The sequence below is a fragment of the Campylobacter concisus genome (assembly GCF_002913225.1).
Taxonomy (GTDB): Bacteria; Campylobacterota; Campylobacteria; order Campylobacterales; family Campylobacteraceae; genus Campylobacter_A; species Campylobacter_A concisus_J.
The window spans coordinates 33,548-57,504 of record NZ_PPAW01000023.1 but is presented as its reverse complement, the minus strand read 5'-3'; the positions used below and the strand labels follow the sequence as shown (position 1 = coordinate 57,504).

General features: G+C 37.9%; 24 protein-coding genes. 17 read left to right on the top strand and 7 right to left on the bottom strand.

The annotated features are described in order from the left end of the window. Positions 1-2 precede the first annotated feature (2 nt). The 5 genes from lptB to CYP26_RS05515 are packed head-to-tail and all read right to left on the bottom strand — an operon-like array spanning position 3 to position 4,321. On the bottom strand, positions 3-731 hold the full coding sequence (gene lptB / locus CYP26_RS05535; RefSeq protein WP_103630688.1) for an LPS export ABC transporter ATP-binding protein: 729 nt from the start codon (positions 729-731) through the stop codon (positions 3-5). Then, complete coding sequence (gene tsaE / locus CYP26_RS05530) at positions 724-1,122, bottom strand: tRNA (adenosine(37)-N6)-threonylcarbamoyltransferase complex ATPase subunit type 1 TsaE (protein ID WP_103630687.1); 399 nt, start codon at positions 1,120-1,122, stop codon at positions 724-726. Before tsaE ends, lptB begins: the two co-directional genes overlap by 8 nt. Continuing rightward, positions 1,122-1,367, bottom strand: coding sequence for an RNA-binding S4 domain-containing protein (locus CYP26_RS05525; RefSeq protein WP_087580073.1), 246 nt, complete (start codon positions 1,365-1,367; stop codon positions 1,122-1,124). Before CYP26_RS05525 ends, tsaE begins: the two co-directional genes overlap by 1 nt. Before the next feature lie 33 nt (positions 1,368-1,400). Beyond that, complete coding sequence (locus CYP26_RS05520) at positions 1,401-2,228, bottom strand: alpha/beta hydrolase (RefSeq protein ID WP_103630686.1); 828 nt, start codon at positions 2,226-2,228, stop codon at positions 1,401-1,403. Beyond that, positions 2,222-4,321, bottom strand: a complete 2,100-nt coding sequence (locus tag CYP26_RS05515) for a TonB-dependent receptor domain-containing protein (RefSeq protein WP_103630685.1) — start codon at positions 4,319-4,321, stop codon at positions 2,222-2,224. Before CYP26_RS05515 ends, CYP26_RS05520 begins: the two co-directional genes overlap by 7 nt. A 221-nt stretch (positions 4,322-4,542) precedes the next feature. Between CYP26_RS05515 and CYP26_RS05510 the strand changes: the two genes are divergently transcribed. From CYP26_RS05510 to CYP26_RS05435, 16 genes are read left to right on the top strand one after another with little or no spacing between them, the layout of a single operon-like run. Continuing rightward, positions 4,543-5,766, top strand: a complete 1,224-nt coding sequence (locus CYP26_RS05510) for an argininosuccinate synthase (RefSeq protein WP_103630684.1) — start codon at positions 4,543-4,545, stop codon at positions 5,764-5,766. 23 nt (positions 5,767-5,789) lie between these two features. Beyond that, the gene (gene rplI / locus CYP26_RS05505) at positions 5,790-6,236 is read left to right on the top strand and encodes a 50S ribosomal protein L9 (RefSeq protein WP_009293837.1); all 447 of its coding nucleotides are present in this window, start codon (positions 5,790-5,792) and stop codon (positions 6,234-6,236) included. Further along, positions 6,237-6,770: an ATP-dependent protease subunit HslV gene (hslV, locus tag CYP26_RS05500; protein ID WP_002940451.1), complete on the top strand. Its 534-nt coding sequence runs from the start codon at positions 6,237-6,239 to the stop codon at positions 6,768-6,770. Positions 6,771-6,778: 8 nt separating this feature from the next. Further along, positions 6,779-8,101 (top strand): HslU--HslV peptidase ATPase subunit, encoded by a 1,323-nt coding sequence (gene hslU, locus CYP26_RS05495; protein ID WP_103630683.1) that lies wholly within the window; start codon positions 6,779-6,781, stop codon positions 8,099-8,101. After that, positions 8,098-8,967 carry a GTPase Era gene (gene era / locus CYP26_RS05490; protein ID WP_021086219.1) on the top strand — a complete coding sequence of 290 codons (870 nt, stop codon included), beginning with the start codon at positions 8,098-8,100 and terminating at the stop codon, positions 8,965-8,967. The genes hslU and era overlap by 4 nt, the downstream gene beginning before the upstream one ends. A gap of 60 nt (positions 8,968-9,027) precedes the next feature. Further along, entirely contained in the window at positions 9,028-10,548 is a 1,521-nt protein-coding gene (locus CYP26_RS05485; RefSeq protein WP_103630682.1) for a C4-dicarboxylate ABC transporter, read from the top strand. Then, on the top strand, positions 10,545-11,192 hold the full coding sequence (locus CYP26_RS05480; RefSeq protein ID WP_103630681.1) for a pilus assembly protein PilO: 648 nt from the start codon (positions 10,545-10,547) through the stop codon (positions 11,190-11,192). The genes CYP26_RS05485 and CYP26_RS05480 overlap by 4 nt, the downstream gene beginning before the upstream one ends. Continuing rightward, positions 11,192-11,602 carry a hypothetical protein gene (locus tag CYP26_RS05475; protein WP_103630680.1) on the top strand — a complete coding sequence of 137 codons (411 nt, stop codon included), beginning with the start codon at positions 11,192-11,194 and terminating at the stop codon, positions 11,600-11,602. The genes CYP26_RS05480 and CYP26_RS05475 overlap by 1 nt, the downstream gene beginning before the upstream one ends. Further along, on the top strand, positions 11,580-13,106 hold the full coding sequence (gene mshL / locus CYP26_RS05470; RefSeq protein ID WP_103630679.1) for a pilus (MSHA type) biogenesis protein MshL: 1,527 nt from the start codon (positions 11,580-11,582) through the stop codon (positions 13,104-13,106). Before CYP26_RS05475 ends, mshL begins: the two co-directional genes overlap by 23 nt. Beyond that, the gene (locus tag CYP26_RS05465) at positions 13,099-13,926 is read left to right on the top strand and encodes an ATP-binding protein (protein WP_103630678.1); all 828 of its coding nucleotides are present in this window, start codon (positions 13,099-13,101) and stop codon (positions 13,924-13,926) included. The genes mshL and CYP26_RS05465 overlap by 8 nt, the downstream gene beginning before the upstream one ends. Beyond that, positions 13,919-14,785: a CDC27 family protein gene (locus CYP26_RS05460; RefSeq protein ID WP_103630677.1), complete on the top strand. Its 867-nt coding sequence runs from the start codon at positions 13,919-13,921 to the stop codon at positions 14,783-14,785. Before CYP26_RS05465 ends, CYP26_RS05460 begins: the two co-directional genes overlap by 8 nt. Next, positions 14,782-15,321, top strand: a complete 540-nt coding sequence (locus tag CYP26_RS05455; RefSeq protein ID WP_021092328.1) for a hypothetical protein — start codon at positions 14,782-14,784, stop codon at positions 15,319-15,321. The genes CYP26_RS05460 and CYP26_RS05455 overlap by 4 nt, the downstream gene beginning before the upstream one ends. Continuing rightward, positions 15,321-17,072, top strand: a complete 1,752-nt coding sequence (locus CYP26_RS05450; protein WP_103630676.1) for a GspE/PulE family protein — start codon at positions 15,321-15,323, stop codon at positions 17,070-17,072. Before CYP26_RS05455 ends, CYP26_RS05450 begins: the two co-directional genes overlap by 1 nt. Next, entirely contained in the window at positions 17,069-18,304 is a 1,236-nt protein-coding gene (locus tag CYP26_RS05445; RefSeq protein WP_021089179.1) for a type II secretion system F family protein, read from the top strand. The genes CYP26_RS05450 and CYP26_RS05445 overlap by 4 nt, the downstream gene beginning before the upstream one ends. 27 nt (positions 18,305-18,331) lie before the next feature. Beyond that, positions 18,332-18,832 (top strand): PAS domain-containing protein, encoded by a 501-nt coding sequence (locus CYP26_RS05440; protein ID WP_021092381.1) that lies wholly within the window; start codon positions 18,332-18,334, stop codon positions 18,830-18,832. Between the two features lies 1 nt (position 18,833). Next, a complete protein-coding gene (locus CYP26_RS05435) occupies positions 18,834-20,090 on the top strand; it encodes a methyl-accepting chemotaxis protein (protein WP_103630675.1) in 1,257 nt (418 codons plus the stop codon). A 682-nt stretch (positions 20,091-20,772) separates the two neighbouring features. On the opposite strand, the gene CYP26_RS05430 is transcribed toward CYP26_RS05435, so the two are convergent. Beyond that, positions 20,773-21,204 (bottom strand): GatB/YqeY domain-containing protein, encoded by a 432-nt coding sequence (locus CYP26_RS05430; protein WP_103603664.1) that lies wholly within the window; start codon positions 21,202-21,204, stop codon positions 20,773-20,775. Between the two features lie 30 nt (positions 21,205-21,234). Beyond that, a complete protein-coding gene (locus tag CYP26_RS05425) occupies positions 21,235-22,137 on the bottom strand; it encodes a disulfide bond formation protein DsbA (RefSeq protein WP_103630674.1) in 903 nt (300 codons plus the stop codon). A gap of 130 nt (positions 22,138-22,267) precedes the next feature. On the opposite strand from CYP26_RS05425, the gene CYP26_RS05420 reads away from it, so the two are divergent. Then, on the top strand, positions 22,268-23,806 hold the full coding sequence (locus CYP26_RS05420) for an inorganic phosphate transporter (RefSeq protein ID WP_103630673.1): 1,539 nt from the start codon (positions 22,268-22,270) through the stop codon (positions 23,804-23,806). The last annotated feature ends 151 nt before the right edge of the window (positions 23,807-23,957 follow it).

The window sequence follows — 23,957 nt, the reverse complement described above, 5'->3', positions numbered from 1 at the left end:
ATCTACTCAAGTAGCTTAAATTCTTCGCCAAGATAGTGCGTTCTAACGAGCTTATTGTTTGCCACTTCGCTCGCACTGCCGCTTGCTAGCAGCGAGCCATCTTTGATGACGTAGGCTCTGTCGCAAATGGCTAGCGTCTCACGGACGTTGTGGTCAGTTATCAAAACGCCGATACCTAGCTTTTTAAGGTCTCTAACGATACTTTGGATGTCGCTAACTGCGATAGGATCGACGCCTGCAAATGGCTCATCAAGCAGCAAAAATTTTGGCTTTATGATGAGGCTTCTAGCGATCTCACAGCGTCTGCGCTCGCCGCCACTTAGGCTAACGCCCTTTCTTAGGCGGATAGGCTCGATGTTTAGCATATTTAGCATCTCATTTACTCTTTTAGAGATATATTCTTTGCTTTGATTTAAAATTTCAGCGCCAAGGAGTAAATTTTCTTCAACGCTTAGCTCTTTAAATATGCTTGACTCTTGCGGCAAATAGCCAATACCAAGGTGTGCTCTTTTATGAAGCGGGACATTTGTGATCTTTTCGTCATTTAAAAAAACATCTCCGCTAGTTGGTGAGATGAGTCCGCAGATCATATAAAAAGTGGTCGTCTTTCCAGCGCCATTTGGCCCAAGAAGCCCCACCACTTCGCCACTATTTACCTCTAAAGATATGCCTTTTATGATCTCACTTTTCTTAATCGTCTTTTTTAGATCTTTTACTTCTAGTTTATGCACTTATAACCTCGTATTTTCTGCCATTTTTGCTAGGAGAAATTTTTACTAACGTATAGCTTTCGCCGTTTTTCTTTAGAGCTTTTTCTAAATTTTCATCACCCCACTCTACTAGATGAAGCCCCTCTTCAAATAAATTTTCAAAAAGGCCGTTTTTTGCCATCCCGTCAAATCCGATCTGGTAAATGTCGTAGTGGTAGATATCTTTGCCATAAATTTGCATCAAAGAAAATGTCGGCGACGTCACGCTCTCTTCTATGCCATGAGCCTTGATGATCGCCTTTACAAGCGTAGTTTTGCCACTTGCTAGATCGCCACTTAGTAGCACCACGCCACTTTCTGGAAGCACTCGCACAAGCCCATCAAGTTCATTTTCTAAAAGCTCAAAAACCATCAAAGCTCTTTTACATATTCGCTTTGAGCGCTTTTTGGTATGCTTTTTGTAGCTGGGATCGCTAGCACCTCATATCTCGCCTCACGAGCTAGAAATTTGATGGTGATAACATCGCCTATCTTTACGTCTTTTGCCGCTTTTGCCTGCACGCCGTTTATGCTCACAACGCCGCTTTTGCACATATCTTCGCTAACGGCACGCCTTTTGGTGATATTTACTACGTTTAAAAATTTATCTACTCTCATGCGGCGGATTTTAACAAAAATAGCCTTAAATTTTTAATCCTTTAGATATTTTAAAAGCTCTTTTAAATTTAGAGGTATGACACTGCCATGGGTTTCATTTTTAAAAAGCTCAAAGTGAGAATTTACCCCACTTTGCTTTAAAATTTGAGCCAAATCACTCGCCTTTAAAATGCCAGCTTTGTCGGTTTTGCCCTTTCTCTTTTCAAGCTCGCCAACGCTAAGAAAGACAAATTTAGCCTTTAGTTTTTCTTTAAATTTACCCTCGCTCACATTTTGCTTTAAAATTTCAGACCCACCCCACCAAAGAGATGGCGAAGCGATAAAGAAATTTGAAAATATGCCCTCATTTTTAAGCAAAGCATAAAGCGTAAAAAGACCGCCAAAAGAGTGTCCATAAAGGCTTTTTTGGCTGCCTTGCACGTTAAATTTCTCATCGATTAGTGGCACTAAATTTCTAGTTAAAAAGTGGTAAAACGCATCTGCGCCGCCACCTTTGCTAAACTCCTCGCCCTCTGCCTTTGGCGTGAGATCTCTTGTGCGTTTTTCTATCTCGTAGCTTTTGTCTGTGTCATATCCTATGCCTATTATTAGCGGAGCGGTCTTGCCATCAAATTCATTTAAGAGCATGTTAAACTGAGCGTTTGCGTCAAGCAAGAAAAGCACATTTTTAAACTTATCTTGCCCCTTTAGCTTGGCTGTAAAAATTTTATAAATTTCATCATTTGCGCTCATTTTAAAGGTTGAAATTTCAAATTTACTAGCAGCTTTTTGGCTAAGTGGCTCAGGCGTTTGTTGCGGAGCTGCTTGTAAAATTTGCGTCACACCAAGCGTAAAAAGCAAAAATTTAAACGCTCTTACCATTTTGCAGCGACCTTAAACCAAAATCTCCTGCCTTCTTGCGGATAAAAGTAATATGTATTTCCCACAAGCGCCTCATCGTATCTTACTTTATCAAAGATATTATAAGCATTGAGGCTAAGCGTTAGGTGCTTGTTTGCGTCCCAGCTGACGCCTGTATCGAAGGTGAGTAGGTCTTTTGTGTTCTCTCTTACACTATTACCAGCACCAAAATTTACGCTTGTTAGCTTGCTCTCGTAGTTTGCACCAAAAAATGTCTTGACGCTTTTTACAGGCTTATATGTAAGCGTGGCGTGAAATGTGTGCTCTGGCGTTGCTGTTAGGCTTTTGCCATCAAGTCTGTTAAGCCCAGTTTGGCTAAATTTCATAGGACCTCTTGGCGTATTTATCGTTGGGTTGCCAGTTTTTATCTTTGATTTGTTATAGGTGTAGTTTGAGCTTAAATTTAGATTTGAAAGGATGTCATAGTCGCCACTTAGCTCTACGCCCCAAACGGTCGCACCCTCAATGTTAAAGTAAGTTCCCCAACCAGGGCAAGTAACGTCTGGTGCATTTGTGCAAGTGCCAAAGGCTGGAATTCCATTTACTCTTTTGCTGCCATCAGTGTCTAGGATCTTATCTTTAAATTCATTTCTAAAAAGCGTTACCGAGCCTCTAAAATCAGCTTGATTGTCATAATATGCTCCAACTTCATAGGTCGTGCTCTTTTCTGGTTTTAGATCTTTGTTACCAAAATCAACTATACTCCAAGACTTTTGAATAGTGCCTACTTCTGGGGAGATTTGATTGACGTCCGGTGTTTTATAACCAGTCGCTACGCCGCCTTTTAAGCTTAGCGTATCTGTGGCGTTATAGACTAGATAGGCTCTTGGCGAGAGGTGGTTGCCAAAAAATTCGTTGTGCGTGAGCCTTGAGCCAAGCGTTAAAAAGAGCTTCTCATCTAAAATTTGCCACTCATCCTCGATAAAACCAGCATGCTCGCTCATAGAGTAGCTTTTTGGGCTTTCAAGGCCGTTTTTTGAGGCATTTGAGACGATGAAGGTTGTATTTACATTTTGCTTATGAAAGTCATAACCAAAAGTTAGTGCATGTGCGCCAAAAAATGTTGTAAATTTGGAGTTAAAGTTGTGATTTTTAACTTTTGCTGGTATAAATTTGTCAAAAAGGCTACTTCTTTGTGTCTGGTCATAAATGTAGCTAAGATCAGCATTTAGGCTATCAAATTCGCCAAGATAGCCCACGCCATAGCTCTTTTTCTCGTAGTCATAAGCGTTTAAGACGTTCATTCTTGGATTTGGATTGGCTGTTTTGCCGACGGTGCGCGAGTAGTCGTGTCTTTCATTTGAGCCAAGGATGAAAAATTTATTGTGTTCATCTGGCGTGATCCAAAGTTTTGCACTTAAATTTCTCTTATCGCTCTTTTGATAGCCACCAACGTAACTATCCTCATCTCTTAGCTTTTTATAACCCCAAAGCTGAAGCGCTAAAAACTCTTTATAAAGAGGTAAATTTAGATAAAAGTCGCCCTGCCTGCCGTCGCCTATGCCTTTGTGAGTGTTTATCGTGGTTGAGATGCCGACGTTGCCACTAAATTTTGAAAAATCCTTTTTGGTAATGATATTTATAACGCCTCCAACCGCGTCGCTACCATAAAGCGAACTCATAGGGCCACGGATGACCTCTATACGCTCGATCGCTTCAGCTGGTGGGATGAAATTTGAGTTCACATCCCCTGCTCCACCCTTTGGATTTGCGCTGCTTGAATTTACTCTTTTGCCATCAATCAAAACTAGCGTTTGAGACTTCTCCATGCCGCGTATCGAGATGCCACTAGCTGCCCCGTCCTCGCCACCAACGACATTTACGCCTGGCACTTTTTGCGCGATTGAGTGAAGTGAGGTAAAGCTATCTTTTGTTAGCTCATCACCGCTTATCACGCTTATACTTGCAGGGGCTTCTTTTATCTGTTGCGAAAAGCCGCTCGCGCTTACTACGACGCCATCTAGCTTGGTTTCGTTATTATCTTTCTCTACTGCATAGAGAGAATTTGCCACACAAGCACTAAGGCAAATGGCGATAAATTTTGATCTATTCACGGATATCCTTTTGTTAAATTTAATTTTTGATAATGAAAGCGAAACGCAAATTTAACAAAACAAGCATAAAAACAATATTAATTATCATAATTTTAAATGATAAATTTCCATGAAAATAGCTATGGAGTTTTTAAAATAATGCTTACATTAGAAATTAGATTAATTTATTAAAAATTAATCAATTTAGGCTAAAATACGACCATTTCAACAAAAGGACAGCTATGAAAAAAGATGTAAAAAAAGTTGTTTTAGCATACTCAGGCGGACTTGACACAAGTATTATTTTAAAGTGGCTTCAAGATGAATACAAATGCGAAGTAGTCACATTTACAGCTGATATCGGACAAGGCGAAGAGCTAGAGCCTGCACGCAAAAAAGCCCTAGCGCTTGGCGTAAAACCTGAAAATATTTTTATTGAAGATTTAAGAGAAGAATTTGTACGTGATTATGTATTTCCAATGTTTAGAGCAAATGCCATCTATGAGGGCGAATATCTGCTTGGCACATCAATCGCGCGCCCGCTAATAGCAAAACGCCAAAGCGAGATCGCAAGACTTGTTGGTGCTGACGGCGTGAGCCACGGAGCAACAGGCAAAGGCAACGACCAAGTTCGCTTTGAGCTTGGATACTACGCGCTTGGCGATAATCTAACTATCATCGCTCCATGGCGCGAATGGGATCTAAACAGCCGCGAAAAACTTTTGGCATACGCTGAGAAAAATGGCATAGATATTACTAAAAAACCAGGCAAAAGCCCATACTCAATGGACGCAAATTTACTTCACATAAGCTACGAAGGCCTAGTACTTGAAGACCCGAGCCATGCACCAGAAGATGATATGTGGAGATGGACAGTAAGCCCAAAAGATGCTCCAGATAAGAGCGAGATCATCGAGATTGGCTACGAAAAAGGCGATCCAGTGAGCATAAATGGCAAAAAAATGAGCCCAGCTGAAATTTTAACCGAACTAAACCGCCTTGGCGCAAAACACGGCATCGGCAGACTTGATATCGTAGAAAACCGCTCAGTTGGTATGAAGAGCCGCGGCTGCTACGAAACCCCAGGCGGCACGATAATGCTAAAAGCACACCGTGCGATAGAGAGCATCACGCTTGACCGCGGTGCAGCTCACTTAAAAGATGAGATCATGCCAAAATATGCCGAGCTAGTTTATAACGGCTACTGGTGGTCACCTGAGCGAAATATGCTCCAAGCACTCATCGACAAGAGCCAAGAGCACGTAAATGGCTCTGTAAAAGTTGAGCTTTATAAAGGCAACGTGACTATCCTTGGCAGAAGCAGTAAAGATGATAATCTATTTAGCGAGGCATACTGCACATTTGAAGAAGATAGCGTTTATGACCAAAAAGATGCAGCTGGATTTATCAAGCTAAATGCACTTCGCTTTATAATCGCACGCAAAAATGGGCGAAAATTTGACTAAAAATAAAATTTAAAAGGATAAAAATGAAAGTATTATTAATAAAAGATGTAAAAGGACTTGGAAAAGCTGGCGAGATAAAAGAGGTAAAAGATGGCTACGGCAACAACTTCTTAATCGGCAAAGGTTTTGCAAAAGCAGCTACTCCAGATGTCCTTCGTCAATATGAGGCAGCTCAAAAAAGAAAGGCTGAAGAGCTAAAATATGAGATCGCAAATTTAGAAAAGCTTAAAGAAGAGCTTGCAAAAGTGACAGTCGTCGTCAAGAAAACTCTTGGTGCAAATGGCTCGCTTTTTGGCTCAGTTTCAAAAGAGGAGATCGCAGCAGAGCTTGAAAAGACGCATCATTTGGTAGTTGAGAAAAAGGCTATCGACCTAGACACGCACCTAAAAGCAGTTGGTCTTTATGATGTCTCTATAAAGCTTGGTCACTCGATAAATGCGACCTTAAAGGTTGATGTGCAAGGAGAGTAGATGTTTCATGCGACAACCATCTTAGCCTACAAAGGCAAAAATAAAGCGGTCATTGGTGGCGACGGACAGGTTAGCTTTGGCAACACCGTCTTAAAGGGCAATGCCGTAAAAATTCGCAAAATTCACAACGGCAAAGTCCTAGCTGGCTTTGCTGGTAGCACTGCTGACGCGTTTAACCTCTTTGATATGTTTGAGAAAAATTTAGAGCATACAAAGGGTGACTTGCTAAAGGCGGTGATAGAATTTAGCAAAGAGTGGCGCAAGGACAAGTATCTAAGAAAGCTTGAGGCGATGATGCTTGTGCTTGATAGGGATAAAATTTTCTTACTTAGTGGCACTGGTGATGTAGTAGAACCTGAAGATGGCAAGATAGCAGCTATCGGAAGTGGCGGCAACTACGCACTTTCAGCGGCCCGTGCCTTAGATAAATTTGCCGATATCGACGAAGAGGAGCTAGTTAAAGAGAGCCTCAAGATCGCAGGCGAAATTTGCATCTATACAAATACAAACATCAAAACTTATGTTTTAGAATAAGAGAGAAAATGAACTTAACACCAAGAGAAATTGTTAAATTTTTAGATGACTATGTGATCGGTCAAAAGGACGCCAAAAAGATCATAGCGATCGCACTTCGCAACCGCTACCGCCGTATGAAGCTTGAAAAGAGCTTGCAAGATGACATCATGCCAAAAAATATCTTGATGATCGGCTCAACTGGCGTTGGTAAAACCGAGATCGCAAGGCGTCTTTCAAAGATGATGGGGCTGCCTTTTATTAAGGTCGAGGCTAGTAAATATACTGAGGTTGGCTTTGTCGGTCGTGACGTTGAAAGTATGGTAAGAGACCTTGCTATGGCATCATATAACCTCGTAAAAAACGAGCAAAGCGAGAAAAACCAAGACAAGATAAATGCCTACATCGAAGAAAAGATCGTCTCAAAGTTACTTCCGCCACTTCCAAAGGGTGCGAGCGAAGAGAAGCAAGCAGAATATGCAAAGAGCTATGAAAAAATGCTAAATAGGCTAAGAAATGGCGAGCTTGACGAGCTAAGTATCGAGATAGAGGTGCAGCAAAACCCGCTTGAAGCTGGCTCAAACGTGCCACCTGATATGGCGCAGATGCAAGAGAGCTTTATAAAGATAATTGGCATCGGTGGCAAAAACATAAAAAAAGAGATGAAGGTAAAAGACGCCAAAAAAGCCCTTCAAAGCGAGGCAAATGATAAAATTTTAGACCTTGAGAGCGTAAAAACAGAGGCTTTAAGAAGAGCTGAAAACGAGGGCATTATCTTTATAGACGAGATCGATAAGGTTGCCGTTGGCTCAGGTAGCTCAAACAGGCAAGACCCAAGCAAAGAAGGCGTGCAAAGAGATTTGCTACCTATCGTTGAGGGCTCAAATGTAAATACCAAATTTGGAAATTTAAAGACAGATCACATTTTGTTTATCGCAGCTGGCGCCTTTCACATAAGCAAACCAAGCGATCTCATTCCAGAGCTTCAAGGCCGTTTCCCACTAAGGGTCGAGCTTGATAGCCTTGATGAGGATGCGCTTTATCAAATTTTAACACAGCCAAAAAATTCGCTTTTAAAACAATATATCGCGCTTCTTTCAACTGAAAACGTCGAGCTAGAATTTGACGACGAAGCGATAAAAGAGATAGCAAGGATCGCTCACGCAGCAAATGAAAAGATGGAAGATATCGGCGCTAGACGCCTTCACACGGTGATCGAGCGCGTGATAGAAGATATCAGCTTTGAGGCTAGCGAAAAGAGAGGCGAGAAGATAAATGTGACAAAAGAGCTTGTAAAAGAGCGCCTAAAAGACGTGGTTGAGGACCAAGATCTAGCGAGGTATATACTTTGAAATCAGGCTTTGTTAGCATCATAGGACGCACAAATGCTGGCAAAAGCTCGTTTTTAAATGCCTTATTAAACGAAAAGATCGCCATTGTCTCGCACAAGCAAAACGCAACTCGCAGAAAGATAAATGGCATCGTTATGAACGGCGAAGATCAGATCATCTTCACCGACACGCCAGGACTTCACGAGAGCAACAAGGCGATAAATCAACTACTAATCAGCCAAGCTATAAAATCGATGGGAGACTGCGATCTCATCGTATTTTTAGCGCCTATCCATGATGATACAAGCGACTATGAGAAATTTCTAGCTCTAAATCCAGAAAAACCGCATATTTTAGTGCTAACAAAAGTCGATGAGAGCTCAAATGCAAAAGTGCTTGAAAAGATCACTCAGTACCAGAAATTTCAAGATAAATTTGCAGCTTTGCTTACTTTTAGCACCAAGCAGCCTACCTATAAAAAGCCGCTTCTTGATGAAATTTGCAAGCTTTTGCCAGAGCATGAGTACTTTTATGATCCAGAATTTCTTACGCCGACAAACGAGAAGGAAATTTTTAGAGAATTTATACTTGAAGCGATCTATGAAAATTTAAGCGATGAGATACCTTATCTTAGCGACGCGATCATAAAAAGTGTAAAAGAAAAAACTGGCATAACTGAAATTTATGCTAGCATCATCACGGAGCGCGACATCCACAAAAGCATGATCATCGGGAAAAATGGTGAAACTATTAAAAGAATAGGAATTTTTGCAAGAAAGTTAATACAAAATTTAACAAACACAAAGGTCTTTCTAAAGCTCGATGTAGTCGTTAAAAAAGGCTGGAGTAAAGAAGAAAAGAGCCTAAATCAGATAATCGGCTATTGATTTTTTATTAGAAAGATATTAAAATACCCAATATAAGCGTTTAGGAAGGTTTTTTGATTCATGATGAATATTAAAAAAAATAGTGAAATTTCTATAGTCGCAATAGATCCGTATGACTATAAAGGATTTCGTTATCACAACAGCAATGTAGAAGCTTTTAACTTTTCAAAAACAGTCAATAAACGCGACTTTTTCATCTCATATATAAAATTTAAAGATCTAAAAACAACAACTATTTTTATCCCTAGAAGCGTTGATAGCGACACCCTCTATGAGGAGCTTTATTCAAAAGCCTATGCAGAGCTCTCACTTGATCCTGCGCTTGACAATAAGATATTCTTTTCAGAAGGCACTACAAAAGCTCAAGAGAGAATTTTTACTGTTTTTGCTATCACAAATGAAGATATAAATTCGACCTTTAAAGCGGTTGCAAAAAAAGTCCCATATATCGACTACCTTGCGCCTGAGCCTTTGATCTACTCTGCTATTTACAAAAAAGGCTTGCTGCCTAGCACTCAAGCAGACTGCTTTATCGCACTTAGAAAAGATGAATCATTTTTAAGTATATATTTAGATGGTGATTTTTTTACAGCTAGAGAAATTCGCTATAACCTAAACTATCTTAAAGATAAATTCTTAGAGCAAAGCGGCGATCGCTTGAGTGATGAAAAATTTATCGAAGTTTTGTCTCAAAGAGGACTTGTAAATAAAGATGATGATGGCTTTAACTACGATCTAAACACAGTTTTTGAAGATTATATTTTTTATTTTAACGATATATTAAATATTATAAATAGCCAAAATGGCATATCTATAAAGAAAATTTACATAGATTGTGACTATGAGATCAAAAATTTTGCAAATTTTATTTCAACCAAACTTGGTTTGGATGCAGAGTATATAAATATAAAAGTTGCGATAAATAATAAAAACTATACTATCAACGAGCGTTATAATGTTATGGCTTTATTTGGTAGATTTTATACCAAAGAGCCATTTTATGAGAACTTTAACCTCTCAAATATGCTTCGCCCAGATCCATTTGTCAAAAGAAAAAGTGGTAAATTTTTGCTCACTTGCGCTGCGGCATTTGCGCTAAGTATGTTATATCCAGCTTACAACTACATAGCTGGTCTTGTTTTAGAAAAAGACAGTGCAAGACTAAATGACGAATATAGCGTCCTAAACGCCCAAGAGATGCAGATAAAAGAGACGCTAGCTAAAATTTCAAGAGAACAAGAGGCGGTAAAAGAGCAAACTCAAAAAGAGAATGAAAAGCTAAATTTTAGAAAAGGTCTGCTTGCTGAGATCGAAAATAAAAAAGATAATTACGCTATGAAGGGTTTAAATCTTTTTAAAATTACCGATATTTTAAATCTAAATGCAGTTCATATCACAAACATCGTAAATAACGATAGAAATTTGACTATAACTGCAGTTAGCGATAATGAAAAAAGGATAACCCAGTTGATCAAAGATATCAGCAAAGATGAAAAATACTTGGTAAATACTAAAAAAATTCGCTCAGATGACGCTAAACACGAGTATGAAAGTAATATAAGCATAGAGATTAGACAATGAGACAAGATATTTTAAGCAAAATAGATCAATACTTTGATAGCAAAAAGCCAAACGAAACAAACCTCATTTTCCTTGGCTCAGCGCTTATTATAGCTTACCTTGTCTATATGCTATGCTTTGATCCTGCGCAAAATTTCTTTGATGAAAAGCTTGATAAACATACGAGAATTTCTACAAAGTTAGAAAACACCAGAAACTATCTAGCCTCAGTAAGCTCTCCTGATGGCGATAGAAATTTCAAGATAAATGAAGAAAATAGAAATTTAAGCAATCTAAAACTTCGCTACACGAATATTTTGAAATTTAATACCTATTTTAATTCAAAGCTTAAAGAGCTTTCTTTTTTGCTTTTTGACAATCAAAACTGGGCAAACTATATAGATAGTATCGTGCTTTTAGCAAAGCAAAATAATATAAAAATTTTAGAGCTTAAAAGCGATATAAAAGAGCCAAATTTCCAAAAGATAGAGCAAATTTTAAATATAGATGTCACTTGCCTTGGAAATTTTAAAGATATGCTTAGCTATATAAACGGACTTGAAGAGTCAAAACTCGTAGTAGATCTTCACAAGATGGATATAAATTCCACTCAAAAAGATCTAGGAGCTAAGCTCTCTATCTCTGTGTGGGGTATGAAGTACTAATGAAAAAATTTGGTTTATTTTTAATTTTATCTCTTGGTCTATTTGGCAGTGAGTTTGAAGGCGAGATGAAAAACTATGATGAAGTTTTTGTTAAGATAAAGGAGCAAAGAAAAGGGCTTAATAGCGGTGAAATTTCTAGCTTGCAAGATCCTTTCAAGCTAAATTTGCCAGTTGCTCCAAAAGGCGATCAAAACACTACAAAATACTCTTCTGCAAGGGGGTTTATGCTAAAGGCTATTTTGCTAAATAAAGCAAATATAAATGGCAAGTGGTATAAAGTGGGAGATATGATTGATGATTACAATATCACAAGTGTTTATGGCAGCAAGGTTATCATCGTAAAAGATGGTGAAAAACAAGAACTAACTCTTAAAAATGGAAGTAAAAATGTTGGTATCAAAATTAAGTAAATTTATTATAACTGCGGTGTTAGCTTCATTTTTAGCTACCCCTATAATGGCAAAACCAAGCACATGCTTGAGTAAAAATTTTAGTATGAAGATCACAGACGACATAAGTCTTGGAGATGTTTTAAATCAGCTCTCTGAAATGTGTGATTTTAGTATCGTTGCAAAAGATGCTTACAGCAAAAAAGAGCTCGATGATAAAGTCTTTGGCGTAAATATAAGAAACATGAGCCTAAGCGAGGTCTTTGATCTGCTTTTAAATGAGAAAAATTTAAGCTATGAGTTTTCAAATAATGTCTTAAAAATCTCATCGCTTCAAACGAAAATTTTTAAAATAGACTATATAACCTCTATCCGTGAAGGCACAGCCATTACAAAAGCTTCTGTTGATGCCTCTCCATCAGAGGTAGGCAATAGTTCAAGTAGCGATAATGGTTCGAGCGATATAAAAAATGAAAATAACTTGATAAGAACAACTGAGAAATTTGACTTCTGGGAGAAGCTTGATGCTGAGCTAAAAGCTATCTTAAATAATAGCAGTGAGCATATCACAGCGCCAGACCCTATCATAAACCAAAATGCTGGACTTATTACTGTTACAGCTACCCCTTCTCAGCTAAAACGCGTTGAAAAATATATAGCTGAGATGCAAAGAAGACTTAAAAAACAAGTCATCATCGATGTTTCTATCATCGCAGTTGATTTAAACAATGAGTATAAACAAGGTGTTGATTGGAGTAAATTTGAGCTTGGATTTAACTCATATATTGGTAACCCAGGTTCTAGTACTAGCTCATATGCAAGCTGGACAAACAAGGGCAATAGCTTAAGCGATGGCTTTGGACGCACACTAAATATCGCTGCAAATTTAAACTTTAGTCTTGATGGTATGATAAATTTCCTTGAAACAAATGGCAAAACAAAGGTCGTTTCAAGTCCAAAAGTAACCACGCTAAACAACCAGCAAGCGCTAATCTCTGTGGGTGATAATATAAACTACCGCGTCATGGAAGAGACAGATAATGGTAGCAACAATAACAATAACAACAGGCTTACAACAACTTATAAGCAATACTCTGTATTTATCGGTATCTTGTTAAATTTACTCCCAGAAGTCTCAGATAACAACAAGATCATGCTTCGCATCAACCCAAGCTTAAGTAGCTTTAAATATGCAGAAGATGACACAAGATCACAAAATACAGCCATTAGAGAGATCGCCCCTGATACAGTTCAGAAAAAACTCTCAACCGTAGTTCAGGTAAATAGTGGCGATACGATCATACTTGGCGGACTTATCGGACAGACCAAAGATAAGCAAAACACAGCTGTGCCACTTCTAGCTGACATACCTTTGATAGGAAGTGTCTTTAAAAGCACAAGAGATGGCGTAAGAACTACTGAGCTTATCTTTGTCATCACGCCAAGAGTTGTTGATCTTGAAGATCCAAAACCAGTTCAGCAGTCGCTAAAAGATCTAGGATTTTCTAAATCGATCTATGAGTAACGAAAATATTTATACACATATAAAAGATGTTTTCATAGACGAAGACGAGAGTTTAAATTTCGTAAATTTAGACAACTCTATAAGCTGCTACAACAAGATAGTTTTAGCTCTAAAAAAGCCACTTAAGCTTATCTTGTTTTATGGTAAGCCAGGTAGCGGCAAGACCTTTTTGCTAAACAAGATCGCAAATGATCTAAAAGAAGATAAAAGCCTCATCTTTTTCCCGCATCCATTTTTTAGCGAGGCGACATTTATCGAGGCACTTTGTGAGCAAATTTATGGAAAAAAGCTTGAAGATATAAACAACTTTGAGAGCTTTATAAAATTTTATTCAAAAGACTTTAGTAGTAAAGATGAAATTTTAAAAAATCAAATGACGGTTATACTAGATGAAGCGCAGCTCTATCCGACTGAGCTTATCGAGAAGATAAGGCTTATGGCTGATACTAGGATGTTTAAATTTCTCTTTACGATACATAAAACTGAAAATGAAGATATTTTGGCAAAAGATTATTTTCAGACTAGAATTTGGGAGAGTATCGAGTTAAGTAGCGCTGATGTAAATGAGATCATCATATACTTGCAAAGAAAGCTTAGTCAAAAAAATTATGATAAATACCTTAAATTTGATAAAAAAGACTACGAGTGTGCCTACTCATTTTGCGGTGGAAATTTAAGAACGCTAAACAAGATCATGTATAAATTCTATGAAATTTGCGAATACTACGAGCAGTATCAGCCTTCAAAGCTTAGCGGTGATAAGGCAAATACCATGATGCTCACCATGGCTGCACTTGATGCGGGGCTAATCGATGCTTGAACCACAAGAAATTCAAAGACTAGAAAAGCTTTATGAGAGCTACAAGAAAAAAAATGGTGGCTTTTTGCATAAAATTTTTAATGCCAAAAACTCTAAAATTTTAATCATAGAGCTTTTACTTATCATCATTTTGCTAGCTGCATTGATAGTGCTAAGCATAGAGAAAGCTCCAAGTCTTGCTAATAAAAGCGATAAAGTTTTAGCCAAAAATGCAACCACAGTAAAAATGGTAGAAAAAAATGAGACAAATGTAAGCGTTCTTAGTGAGCTAAAGCAAAAGAGTGAGGTTGCCAAGGCTAAATTTGAAGAGGGTAAAAAGCAAGATGAGCTAGCTGACAAGATAGCTAAAAAGCTTGAAGAGGTTGTAAAGATAAACGAGACAAACGACACTTCAAAAAATGACCCAAAAAGGCAAAGAAGCTCACAAGGTTGGCTTAAGCTAAACATCCCTGATGAAGAGCCACTTACCGAACAAAATAGCATAAGCGTGCCACAAGATGAAGTGATAGATCTTGAGTCAAAGCCAGCTAGAAAGCGTGTAAATATACAAGTAACTTCGGCATCAAATGAAGAGAGCGTGCTAAGAGAACAATTTTTAAAGACAAATAATCCAACTATTGCACTTGAACTTGCGAGATTAAATTTTAGAAACAATAATTTTAAAGAAGCTATAAAGTGGTCGCTTGCTGCAAACGATATAGATAATAGCTTAGAGGAGTCGTGGATCATCTTTGCAAAGTCAAAATATAAGCTAAAGCAAAGTGATGATGCCGTCAAAGCTCTAAGGGAGTATAATAAAAACTTAAACAAAGCTTCGATAAATGAGCTTATAAATAAGATAAAAAGTGGAACATTATGAAATTTTTTGCTATTTTTTTTGTTTTTGTTTGTGAAGTTTTTGCTGTTAGCCTAACTGAGATTAGGGATGACTTTAACAGTGCAAACTACGCAAAAGTCTGCAACCAAAAGGTTGAGGACTTTTTAAAAACACAAAATAACGAAGAGCAAATTTCTATGTTCGGCATCGCTTGCATAAAGATGAATGATCTAAACAGGCTAGCAACTCCGATTGATAAGCTAGTAAAGAGCGAAAAATCAAGAGAAAATGCTGCCTATTTTGCTGACATCTTATTTAAGAAAAAGCTCTTATTTCACGCTATGATAGATGGCGTTGATATAAGCTATATCAGACTTCCAAAGAGTGATTATATACTTTCATTTTTGTTTGATAAATTTGTAAAAAAAGAGTATGTCGAAGAGCTTGGTACATTTATCTTTGAAGAGCCAAATTCTGACACAAGATATGAGATAAGCCCAACAAATGGACAAATACCAAAGTTAGTGCTTAAAATTTTTAAAAATAACGACCTGAAATCACAAATAGAGTATAGATAATGAAAAATGTAGAAAATGTAATCTTAAAAAATATAGAACAAAACGGCAAACTAAGCACATCAGATATAGAAAAGATAAAGCAGATAAGCGAGCAAGAAGGCAAAGGTCTTGTTAAAATTTTAAGAGATGAAAATTTACTAAATGATGAAGACTTTATGGAAATTTTGTCTGATATCTATAGAAGAGGACATGTAAATATCGATGAAATTTCAAACGACCTTGAGCTTGATATAAAGGCTTTTGTTAAATTTATAAGCGAGAAATTTAAGGTTTTATACTTTGACCTTGATGATATCGATATCGACTACCGCATCAGCGAGAAGCTAAGCACCGCTCAGCTAAAGACATATAGCGCGATCCCAGTAAAAGAAGATGAGATAAGCGTATATGTCGCTTTTAAAAATCCATTTGACGTTATGGCTCAAGATAAGGTGCAAAATTTATTTAATAGAAAACTACTAAAAGTTGCCATCGCTCAGCCAACTCAGATAGAAAAATATATAAGCAAGCTAGCACTAAATGAGAGCATAAAAGATGTGATAACAGAGATCAGAAGAGAGCTTTCAAGCTCAGCTAGCCAAGGTCAAAACAGTGAAAACTCTGGAATTTTAAAGCTAATAGAGATCATTTTAAAAACATCTATCCAAAGCAGAGCCAGCGACATTCACATCGAGCCAACTGAGACAAACTGCATCGTAAGAAGCAGGATCGATGGCATGCTAAGTGAGACATTTATATTTGATAAAGATATCTATCCGCCGATGGTTAGCCGTATGAAGCTACTTTCAAACATGGATATCGCAGAGCGCCGCCGCCCACAAGATGGTAGATTTTCAGCTCAAATTTTAGACAAAGAGTATGATTTTCGTATCTCGACGCTACCTATATTAAATGGCGAAAGTATAGTTTTAAGAATTCTTGATAAGTCAAAGGTTATTATAAATTTAGAAGATCTTGGCATGCATCCTGATAACTTTGCTAAATTTAAAAAGAGCATGAAAGCACCTTATGGTATCATTTTAGTCACTGGTCCAACAGGATCAGGTAAGACTACTACACTTTATGGTGCGCTAAATGATATAAAAAGCGTAAAAACTAAGATCATAACAGTTGAAGACCCGGTTGAGTATCAGCTAAATATGATCCAACAAGTGCATGTAAATGAAAAGGCTGGTCTTACCTTTGTTTCAGCGCTCCGTTCTATTTTGAGACAAGACCCAGACGTCATAATGATAGGCGAGATCAGGGATCAAGAGACGCTTCGCATAGCGATACAAGCGGCACTTACTGGTCACCTTGTCTTTTCTACACTTCACACAAATGACGCCATTAGCGCGCTTCCTCGTATGATAGATATGGGTATCGAGCCTTATCTAGTAAGTGGCGCGCTCGTTTGCATAGAGGCTCAAAGGCTTGTTAGAAAGCTCTGCCCACACTGCAAACAAAAGATCACTCTATCTCAAAAGGCATTTGACGAGGTTAAGAAATTTGTCCCTGAAAACTATCAGTTTTACAAAAGTGTCGGATGTCCGCAATGCTCACAAACAGGGTATCTTGGACGTGAAATGATAAGTGAAATTTTACCTATTAGTGACCATATAGCAAGTATGGTCGCAAATGGCGCTTCTAAAGATGAGCTTAAAAGCGTAGCTTACGAAGAGGGTTTTATAGATATGTTCCATGATGGTGTCATAAGAGCGGCAAATGGCATAACTACGCTTGAAGAAGTTTATAGGGTTGCTAAGATATGAAATACTTTGAGGTTGAGTACATCCAAAACGGCAAACGCCATAAGATGAGCCTAAGAGCGAACAATAAAAGCGAGATCAAAGATAAAGCAAATGTCACTGGTATGATCGTAAAGATCAAAGAGACGCAAACTTCTAGCATAAATAACTTTGAAAATTTACAAAATGTGATCGCAAAGGCTTTTACTAGTCCAAAGGTCAAAATCCCAAATTTGGTTGCCACCATAAGACAGCTTAGCGTTATGACAAATGCTGGAATTTCTATCCACGATAGCATTAAAGAGGTTGCAAACTCCACCGAGGATAAGCGCCTGAAATTTATATTTCAAACCATAGATGAGGAGCTAAATCAAGGCTCAAGCCTCACAAATAGCATAGAAAATTTTAAAGAAGAGCTTGGCGACGTGACGCTAGCGATGATAAGGCTTGGTGAGAGCACTGGTAATATGGCTGACGCGCTTGCAAAGCTCGCCTCAATCTTGCAAGAAGTCTGGGATAATCAGCAAAAATTTAAAAAAGCTATCCGCTACCCGATAACCGTCATCTGTGCGATCATCATAGCCTTTGTTATCCTTATGATACTTGTTGTGCCACAGTTTAGAGAAATTTTCGAGCAGTTAAATGCAGAGCTACCACTGCCAACTAAAATTTTGCTAAATATCGAATACGTCATGACAAACTACGGCTTTTATATCCTTGGAGCACTTGCATTTATCGGATATTTACTTAGAAAATACTACCTTGATAGTGAAGAATTTCAAGATAAGGTCGATAAATACCTTTTGAAAGTCTATCTCATCGGCAAGATCATATTTTATTCAAATATGAGTAGGTTTAACCTCATCTTTACAGAGCTTGTTCGTGCTGGTTTGCCTATAGCAGATGCCCTTGATACGGCTGTGATAACAGTCTCAAACAAGGATATCAAAAAGAAGCTAAGCGGCGTTAAGATACTTGTTGGTAGGGGTGTTAGCCTAACGGAGGCCTTTAGAGATACAAATTTATATGAAAATATGCTCATACAGATGATAAGCGCTGGCGAGCAAAGCGGTAGCTTAGACGATATGACTGGAAAAGTAACTGACTATTACAGGATGAAATTTAACGATATTATTGATAATATCTCAAACTATATCGAGCCTATCTTGCTCGTTTTTATAGCGGGCATGGTGCTTTTACTAGCTCTTGGTATATTTTTGCCGATGTGGGATCTATCAAAAGCCGTTAAAAACTAAAATAATTAAAATCTTAAAGGAGAGAAGATGTCTGAAAACAAAGAACACATGGTCGAAGAGAGCGCCTTTTTGGTCTCAAAGACCGACTTAAAAGGACGTATTACATATTGTAACGAGCCATTTTTAAAGATAGTTGGAGCAAAGCAAGCTGAAGTTTTGGGTAAGCCTCACAACATCGTAAGACACCCAGATATGCCAAGAGCTATTTTTAAGCTACTTTGGGAGCATATAAAAGATAAAAAAGAAATTTTTGCTTATGTCAAAAACAAAAGCTTTGATGGTGGATATTACTGGGTCTTTGCAAACATCACAGCCTCAGTTGATGACCGCAATAACACGGTTGGTTACTACTCAGTTAGACGCAAGCCAAATCCAAAGGCGATTGAGGTGATAGAGCCTATATATCAAAAGTTATTATCTGTAGAAAAGAGCGGTGGCATGGATGCTTCGATGAAATTTTTAACTGATTTTTTAAACGAAAAAAATCTAAGTTATGATGAATTTGTAAATAACCTACAAAGGCTATAATATGTTTGGAAAAAAACTTGACTCTATAAATGAAATTTTAAGCGTAGTAGGCTCAGCTAGAAACGGCATCTTAGAGCCTAGGATAGTAAATGTAAAAGAAAATGACCCACTTTATGAAGTAGCACTTGGTATAAATGACTTGCTTGATCAAGTAGAAGCACTTCAAAGAGAAATTTCAACCTCGATAGATGCTGCTCAAAGCGGACTAACATATAGAAATATCTTTACAGAGGGATTTCGTGGAACCTTTAAACAAAATGCTACTTTCATGAGCCATGGTGTTGTTGGCATAAAAGAAGGTCAAAAAAGTAAAGTAAGAGGTCTGCTTTCAAAAGAGCTTGACACACTTGGCAATGGCAACGACGGCATAGAAGATGTTAGAAACGATCTAAATGAGAGTATCAAAAACCTTAGCCAAATGGCACTCATGGCAAAAGATACGGCTAGAATCGCCGAGGATACGACGCAAAGCATCAATGAGCTAAGCGTAAATATGAGCTCACTTGAGGAGCTGATAGAGGGCTCAAGCCACGCCATAAGTACGCTAAATAGCAGAACAGACGATATCACTTCGGTTGTAAATTTGATAAAAGATATAGCTGAACAGACAAATTTGCTAGCTCTAAACGCAGCCATCGAGGCGGCACGCGCAGGCGAGCATGGACGTGGCTTTGCAGTTGTCGCTGATGAGGTTAGAAAACTAGCTGAAAATACCCAAAAAGCGACACACGAGATCGGCGTAAATATCCAAACACTTCAGCAAGAAGCCAAAGATATAGATGAAAATTCTAAAAAGATAGATGAAATCTCAAAGATCGCCACGGCAAATGTTGAAAATTTCAAGCAAACTTTAGCTAGCTTTAACCAAAATGCAAAAGAGACAGCCCAAAGATCAAAATATGTAGAAGATAAAACCTTTGGCATCATTGCAAAGATAGCTATCATCGTCTATAAAGTGGGCGTTTATTCAGATACGGTAAATGAGCAAGGTTACAGCGATGATATAGCAAAAGACGCAGACGATCTTGTAGCGTGGTATGAAAATGAGTGCGCAAAGAGCTTTAGTCATACTAAAACTTACGAGAAATCACGCCATTTGGTAGATGAGTTTAACAAAAACATCAAAGCTATCTTGACAGAAGCTGGCAAGGGCTATAACGAGAAAAATTTAAAACATTTTGTCACTGAGTTTAGAAAGCTTGAAGATCTTAGCAGAGAGATATTTAACTCATACAACGAAATGGTCGCTTCAAAATAACTTCAAATTTGCTAGACTCGCCTTGGGTCTAGCTTTTTAAATTTATATATCAAATTCTTTTTTTATTGTGCTTGCAAGTGTATTTTGCAATTTTAGTGATTTTTAAAATTTACCTCTTTTGGTAAGAAAGGTAGCTATAAAACAAGGCTAAAAATTTATCTAGATTTGTTTTTGGATGGATATTTTATAAAAGTCTGTAAATTTAAGAGATTTTGTTTTTAAATTTACGAATTTTTCACTACAAAACAAGGTTAAAATTTAGTTAGACTTCATAAATTCTGCTTTTTAAAGTCTCCATTTTTGCGGCAAAGCTTTAAAATGCGCCTTTTGCCACCATAACGTCTGGCACTTTGAGGACAGTGCCAAGCAAATTTGGAGTTTGCAAGAAAAATTGTTTTTGGATTTTGCTATTTATAGCGAGACAAGAAGCTCAAATTTAGCCAACTTTCTACTTTAAATTTTACTTCCTTAATTTTTTCAAATTTAAAATCTATAATGTTTTATTGTTGATTTTAAAACTAAAGATTAAATTAAATCCCTGCTTTAAAATATAAATTTAAATTTAGCAAACCGCCCTAGCCCAAATTTAAAAATTTATCGCTCTCAAATTTAATAATAAAGTAATTTTAAAGCCTGCACATTAAATTTAACGCACAGGCTTTTAGAAAGTGTATTTAAAAATTTAACTCAAAAGCTCTTTTGCGATTATGCTTATGCGTTTTGCTTCAGCGCTCGCTCCGATCTCATCTTTTGCCATTTTCATCACAGCGCCTAAATTTTTACCAACTTTTTCAATAATGCTTTTGATCTTCTCTTTTAGCTCATCATCGCTTAGCTGAGCTGGCAGATATGCTTTGATAAGCTCGATCTCGCTTTGCTCTTTTTTGGCTAGATCCTCTCTTGCTCCCTTTAGATAGAGCTCAACCGAGTCAGCCCTTTTTTTGATCTCTTTTTGAAGTAGCGGAAGCACGACCTCGTCCGTCATCTCGATCCTTTGATCGACTTCTACTTGCTTAAGTGCTGCATTTAGCGTTCTTAAAGTGTCCCTTTTAAACTCATCTTTTGCCTTCATAGCCTCTTTTATATCAGCTAAAATTTGCTCTCTTATACTCATTTTCTCTCCTTTAAATTTTTGAAATCATAACTAAAATTTTGTGATAATTTCTTGAAATATGCCTTGCAGATAAGCCGCCCCAACGCCCTCTCTAAGCCCATCGTCTATTACTATAAATTTCGCTTTTTGCCCGCTTAAAAGCTCTTTTAAAAGCAGCGTTCCAGCGATGAGCGGATACTTTCTACTTCTTCCAACTGCTGCATCAGCACTTTTATCATCCATCTTTAAAAGCTCATTTACAAACCAAGCAAGATCGTCATTTTTAAGCTCATACCCGCTCACTTTTTTTGGATCATAGCTTTCGTAGTTTAGCCCAAGCTTTAGCGCTGCGATAGTGGTCGGCACACCAGAAGTTAGCACGATAAGTCTATTGTCAAGACTTGTTAGAAATTCCCTTGCCTCTTTTGTATAAATTTCTGCATTTTCTTGCATCAAATCAAGCGTCTTAAACCTCTCGTAAAAGGTGATGATGCCAAATTTAAAGCTTATAAATTTTCCCTCTTCACCTATCTCGGAGCTTGCACCACCGATGTCGATGATGCTAAATTTATCATTTATGCCAAGCTTTCTTAAGGCATTTTGCACGCCTAAAAATGTAAGTTTTGCTTCAGCTTGCCCATCAATGATATGAAAATTTATGCCAAATTTCTCTCTTATCTCACTAAAAATTTCTTCGCTATTTGATGCCACCCTAAAAGCTTCAGTCGCAACTGCCACGCATTTAAATTTAGTAAAGTCAAATTTGCTTTTAGCCTCCATTATCGCAACAAAGAGCCTATTTTTAGCCTCCAAGCCTATCTTGCCACTTTCGTTTAAGCCCCTTGCAGCTCCAACTATCTTTTCATAAATTTGCTCGTTACCAAAGCCATTTTGCACTTTTTTTATAAGTGCCACGCGAAAGGTGTTTGAGCCAAGATCGATCGCTATAACCAAAATTTATCCTTAATATTTTTGCCAAATTCTAACATATAATAATTTAGTATCATTTAAAGTGAGAAAATTCTAAAAACTTTAATAATTTTCAAGATATAATTTTGCTAAAAACTCTTACAAGGGGGCTTGATTGCTTCGAGATAACTTCTTGGCGTTAGTTATTTTTGCGATTTGCAGCGTTGGATTTTTCGTTTGGGGCTATCAATACATCCCGACAAATAACTACTTTTTATTCTTGATCGCTGGCATGTTTGGTCTTTTTATGGCGTTTAATATCGGCGGAAATGACGTTGCAAACAGCTTTGGCACAAGCGTTGGCGCAAAAACACTCACACTAAAACAAGCTCTCGTTATCGCCGCTATTTTTGAGCTTAGCGGTGCGATATTCGCAGGATCTGAGGTTACAAATACCATTAGAAACGAGATCGTGAAATTTCCAAGCGACATAAACCCGATGAAATTTGTCATCATCATGATCTCAGCCCTTCTAAGCTCTGGTCTTTGGCTATTTTATGCGTCTAAAAAGGGTTTGCCAGTCTCGACAACTCACTCGATCGTTGGCGGCATCGTTGGCGCAGGACTTGCCATGGGTTTTATGATAAAAGATCCTGAGCCATTTAATATGGTCTCTTGGGGCGAGATCGGCAGGATCGCCGTTAGCTGGGTCATCTCACCACTGCTTGGTGGCGTGATGTCTTACATTATATTTGGCTATGTAAAGAGCAAAATAATCGAGCCAACGCACGAGCTAAAGACAAATTTAAAAGCGCTAAAAGCTGAGAGAAAAGCCTATAAAGAAAGCTTCATAAAAGCGCTTAAAACAAAGCCAGCTGAGGAGCAGATAGCCACTCTTTCAAAGATCGCAGTTATCGATGAGGACGAGATCGAAACCACTGAATACAGCGAGTACCGCTCAAAAATTCGCATCATGAAAGATAGCGAAAAAGAGATAGATACTTTTAAAGCGATGAAAAAGCACATCCCTATCATCGCTGGATTTGCTGCGATGGTTATCTCATCAATGATGCTTTTTAAAGGGCTTGAGCATATAAATTTAGCCTTTAGCATCATCCAAACAGTCTGGATCATCTTTGTCATCGGCGCTCTAGCGTATCTTGCAAGCCTTGCTATCATAAACGTCATGAGCAAAAACGATAGCGAAAAGAGCATCAATAGAATTTTCTCATGGTTTCAAATTTTTACCGCTTCATCTTTTGCTTTTTCACATGGCGCAAACGACATCGCAAACGCAGTTGGACCATTTGCAGCCGTGCTTGACGTGCTAAAAACTGGCTCTATAAACGAAAGCTCACCCATACCAAGCATCGCAATGGTAACCTTTGGCATCTCGCTTGTTGTTGGACTCTGGTTTTTAGGCAAAGAAGTGATCACAACTATTGGCTCAAAACTAGCTGAAATTTTGCCGACGACTGGCTTTAGCGCGGAGCTTGCCTCAAGTATCGTCATACTTCTAGCAACAAAGCTTGGCATACCAGTTAGCTCAACGCATATCCTAATAGGCGCTGTTTTGGGCATTGGTATCGTAAATAAAAATGCAAACTGGAAAATGGTAAGACCTATCATCTTAGCTTGGCTCATTACGCTTCCTGCAGCTGCTATCTCATCGGCTATATTTTATTTTGCCCTTGCTAAATTTCTAGGCGTTTAGTCATATTTCTAAATAGCTAAACCGCCCTATTTTTAGATATTTTTTTGTATAAATTTTATATGAAAGCTTGGCAAGTTGATCCAACCTGCCAAGTAAATTTGAAGTTATTTTTTCTTAATGAGATGATCTTCTAGCTACGTTATTGCAATTT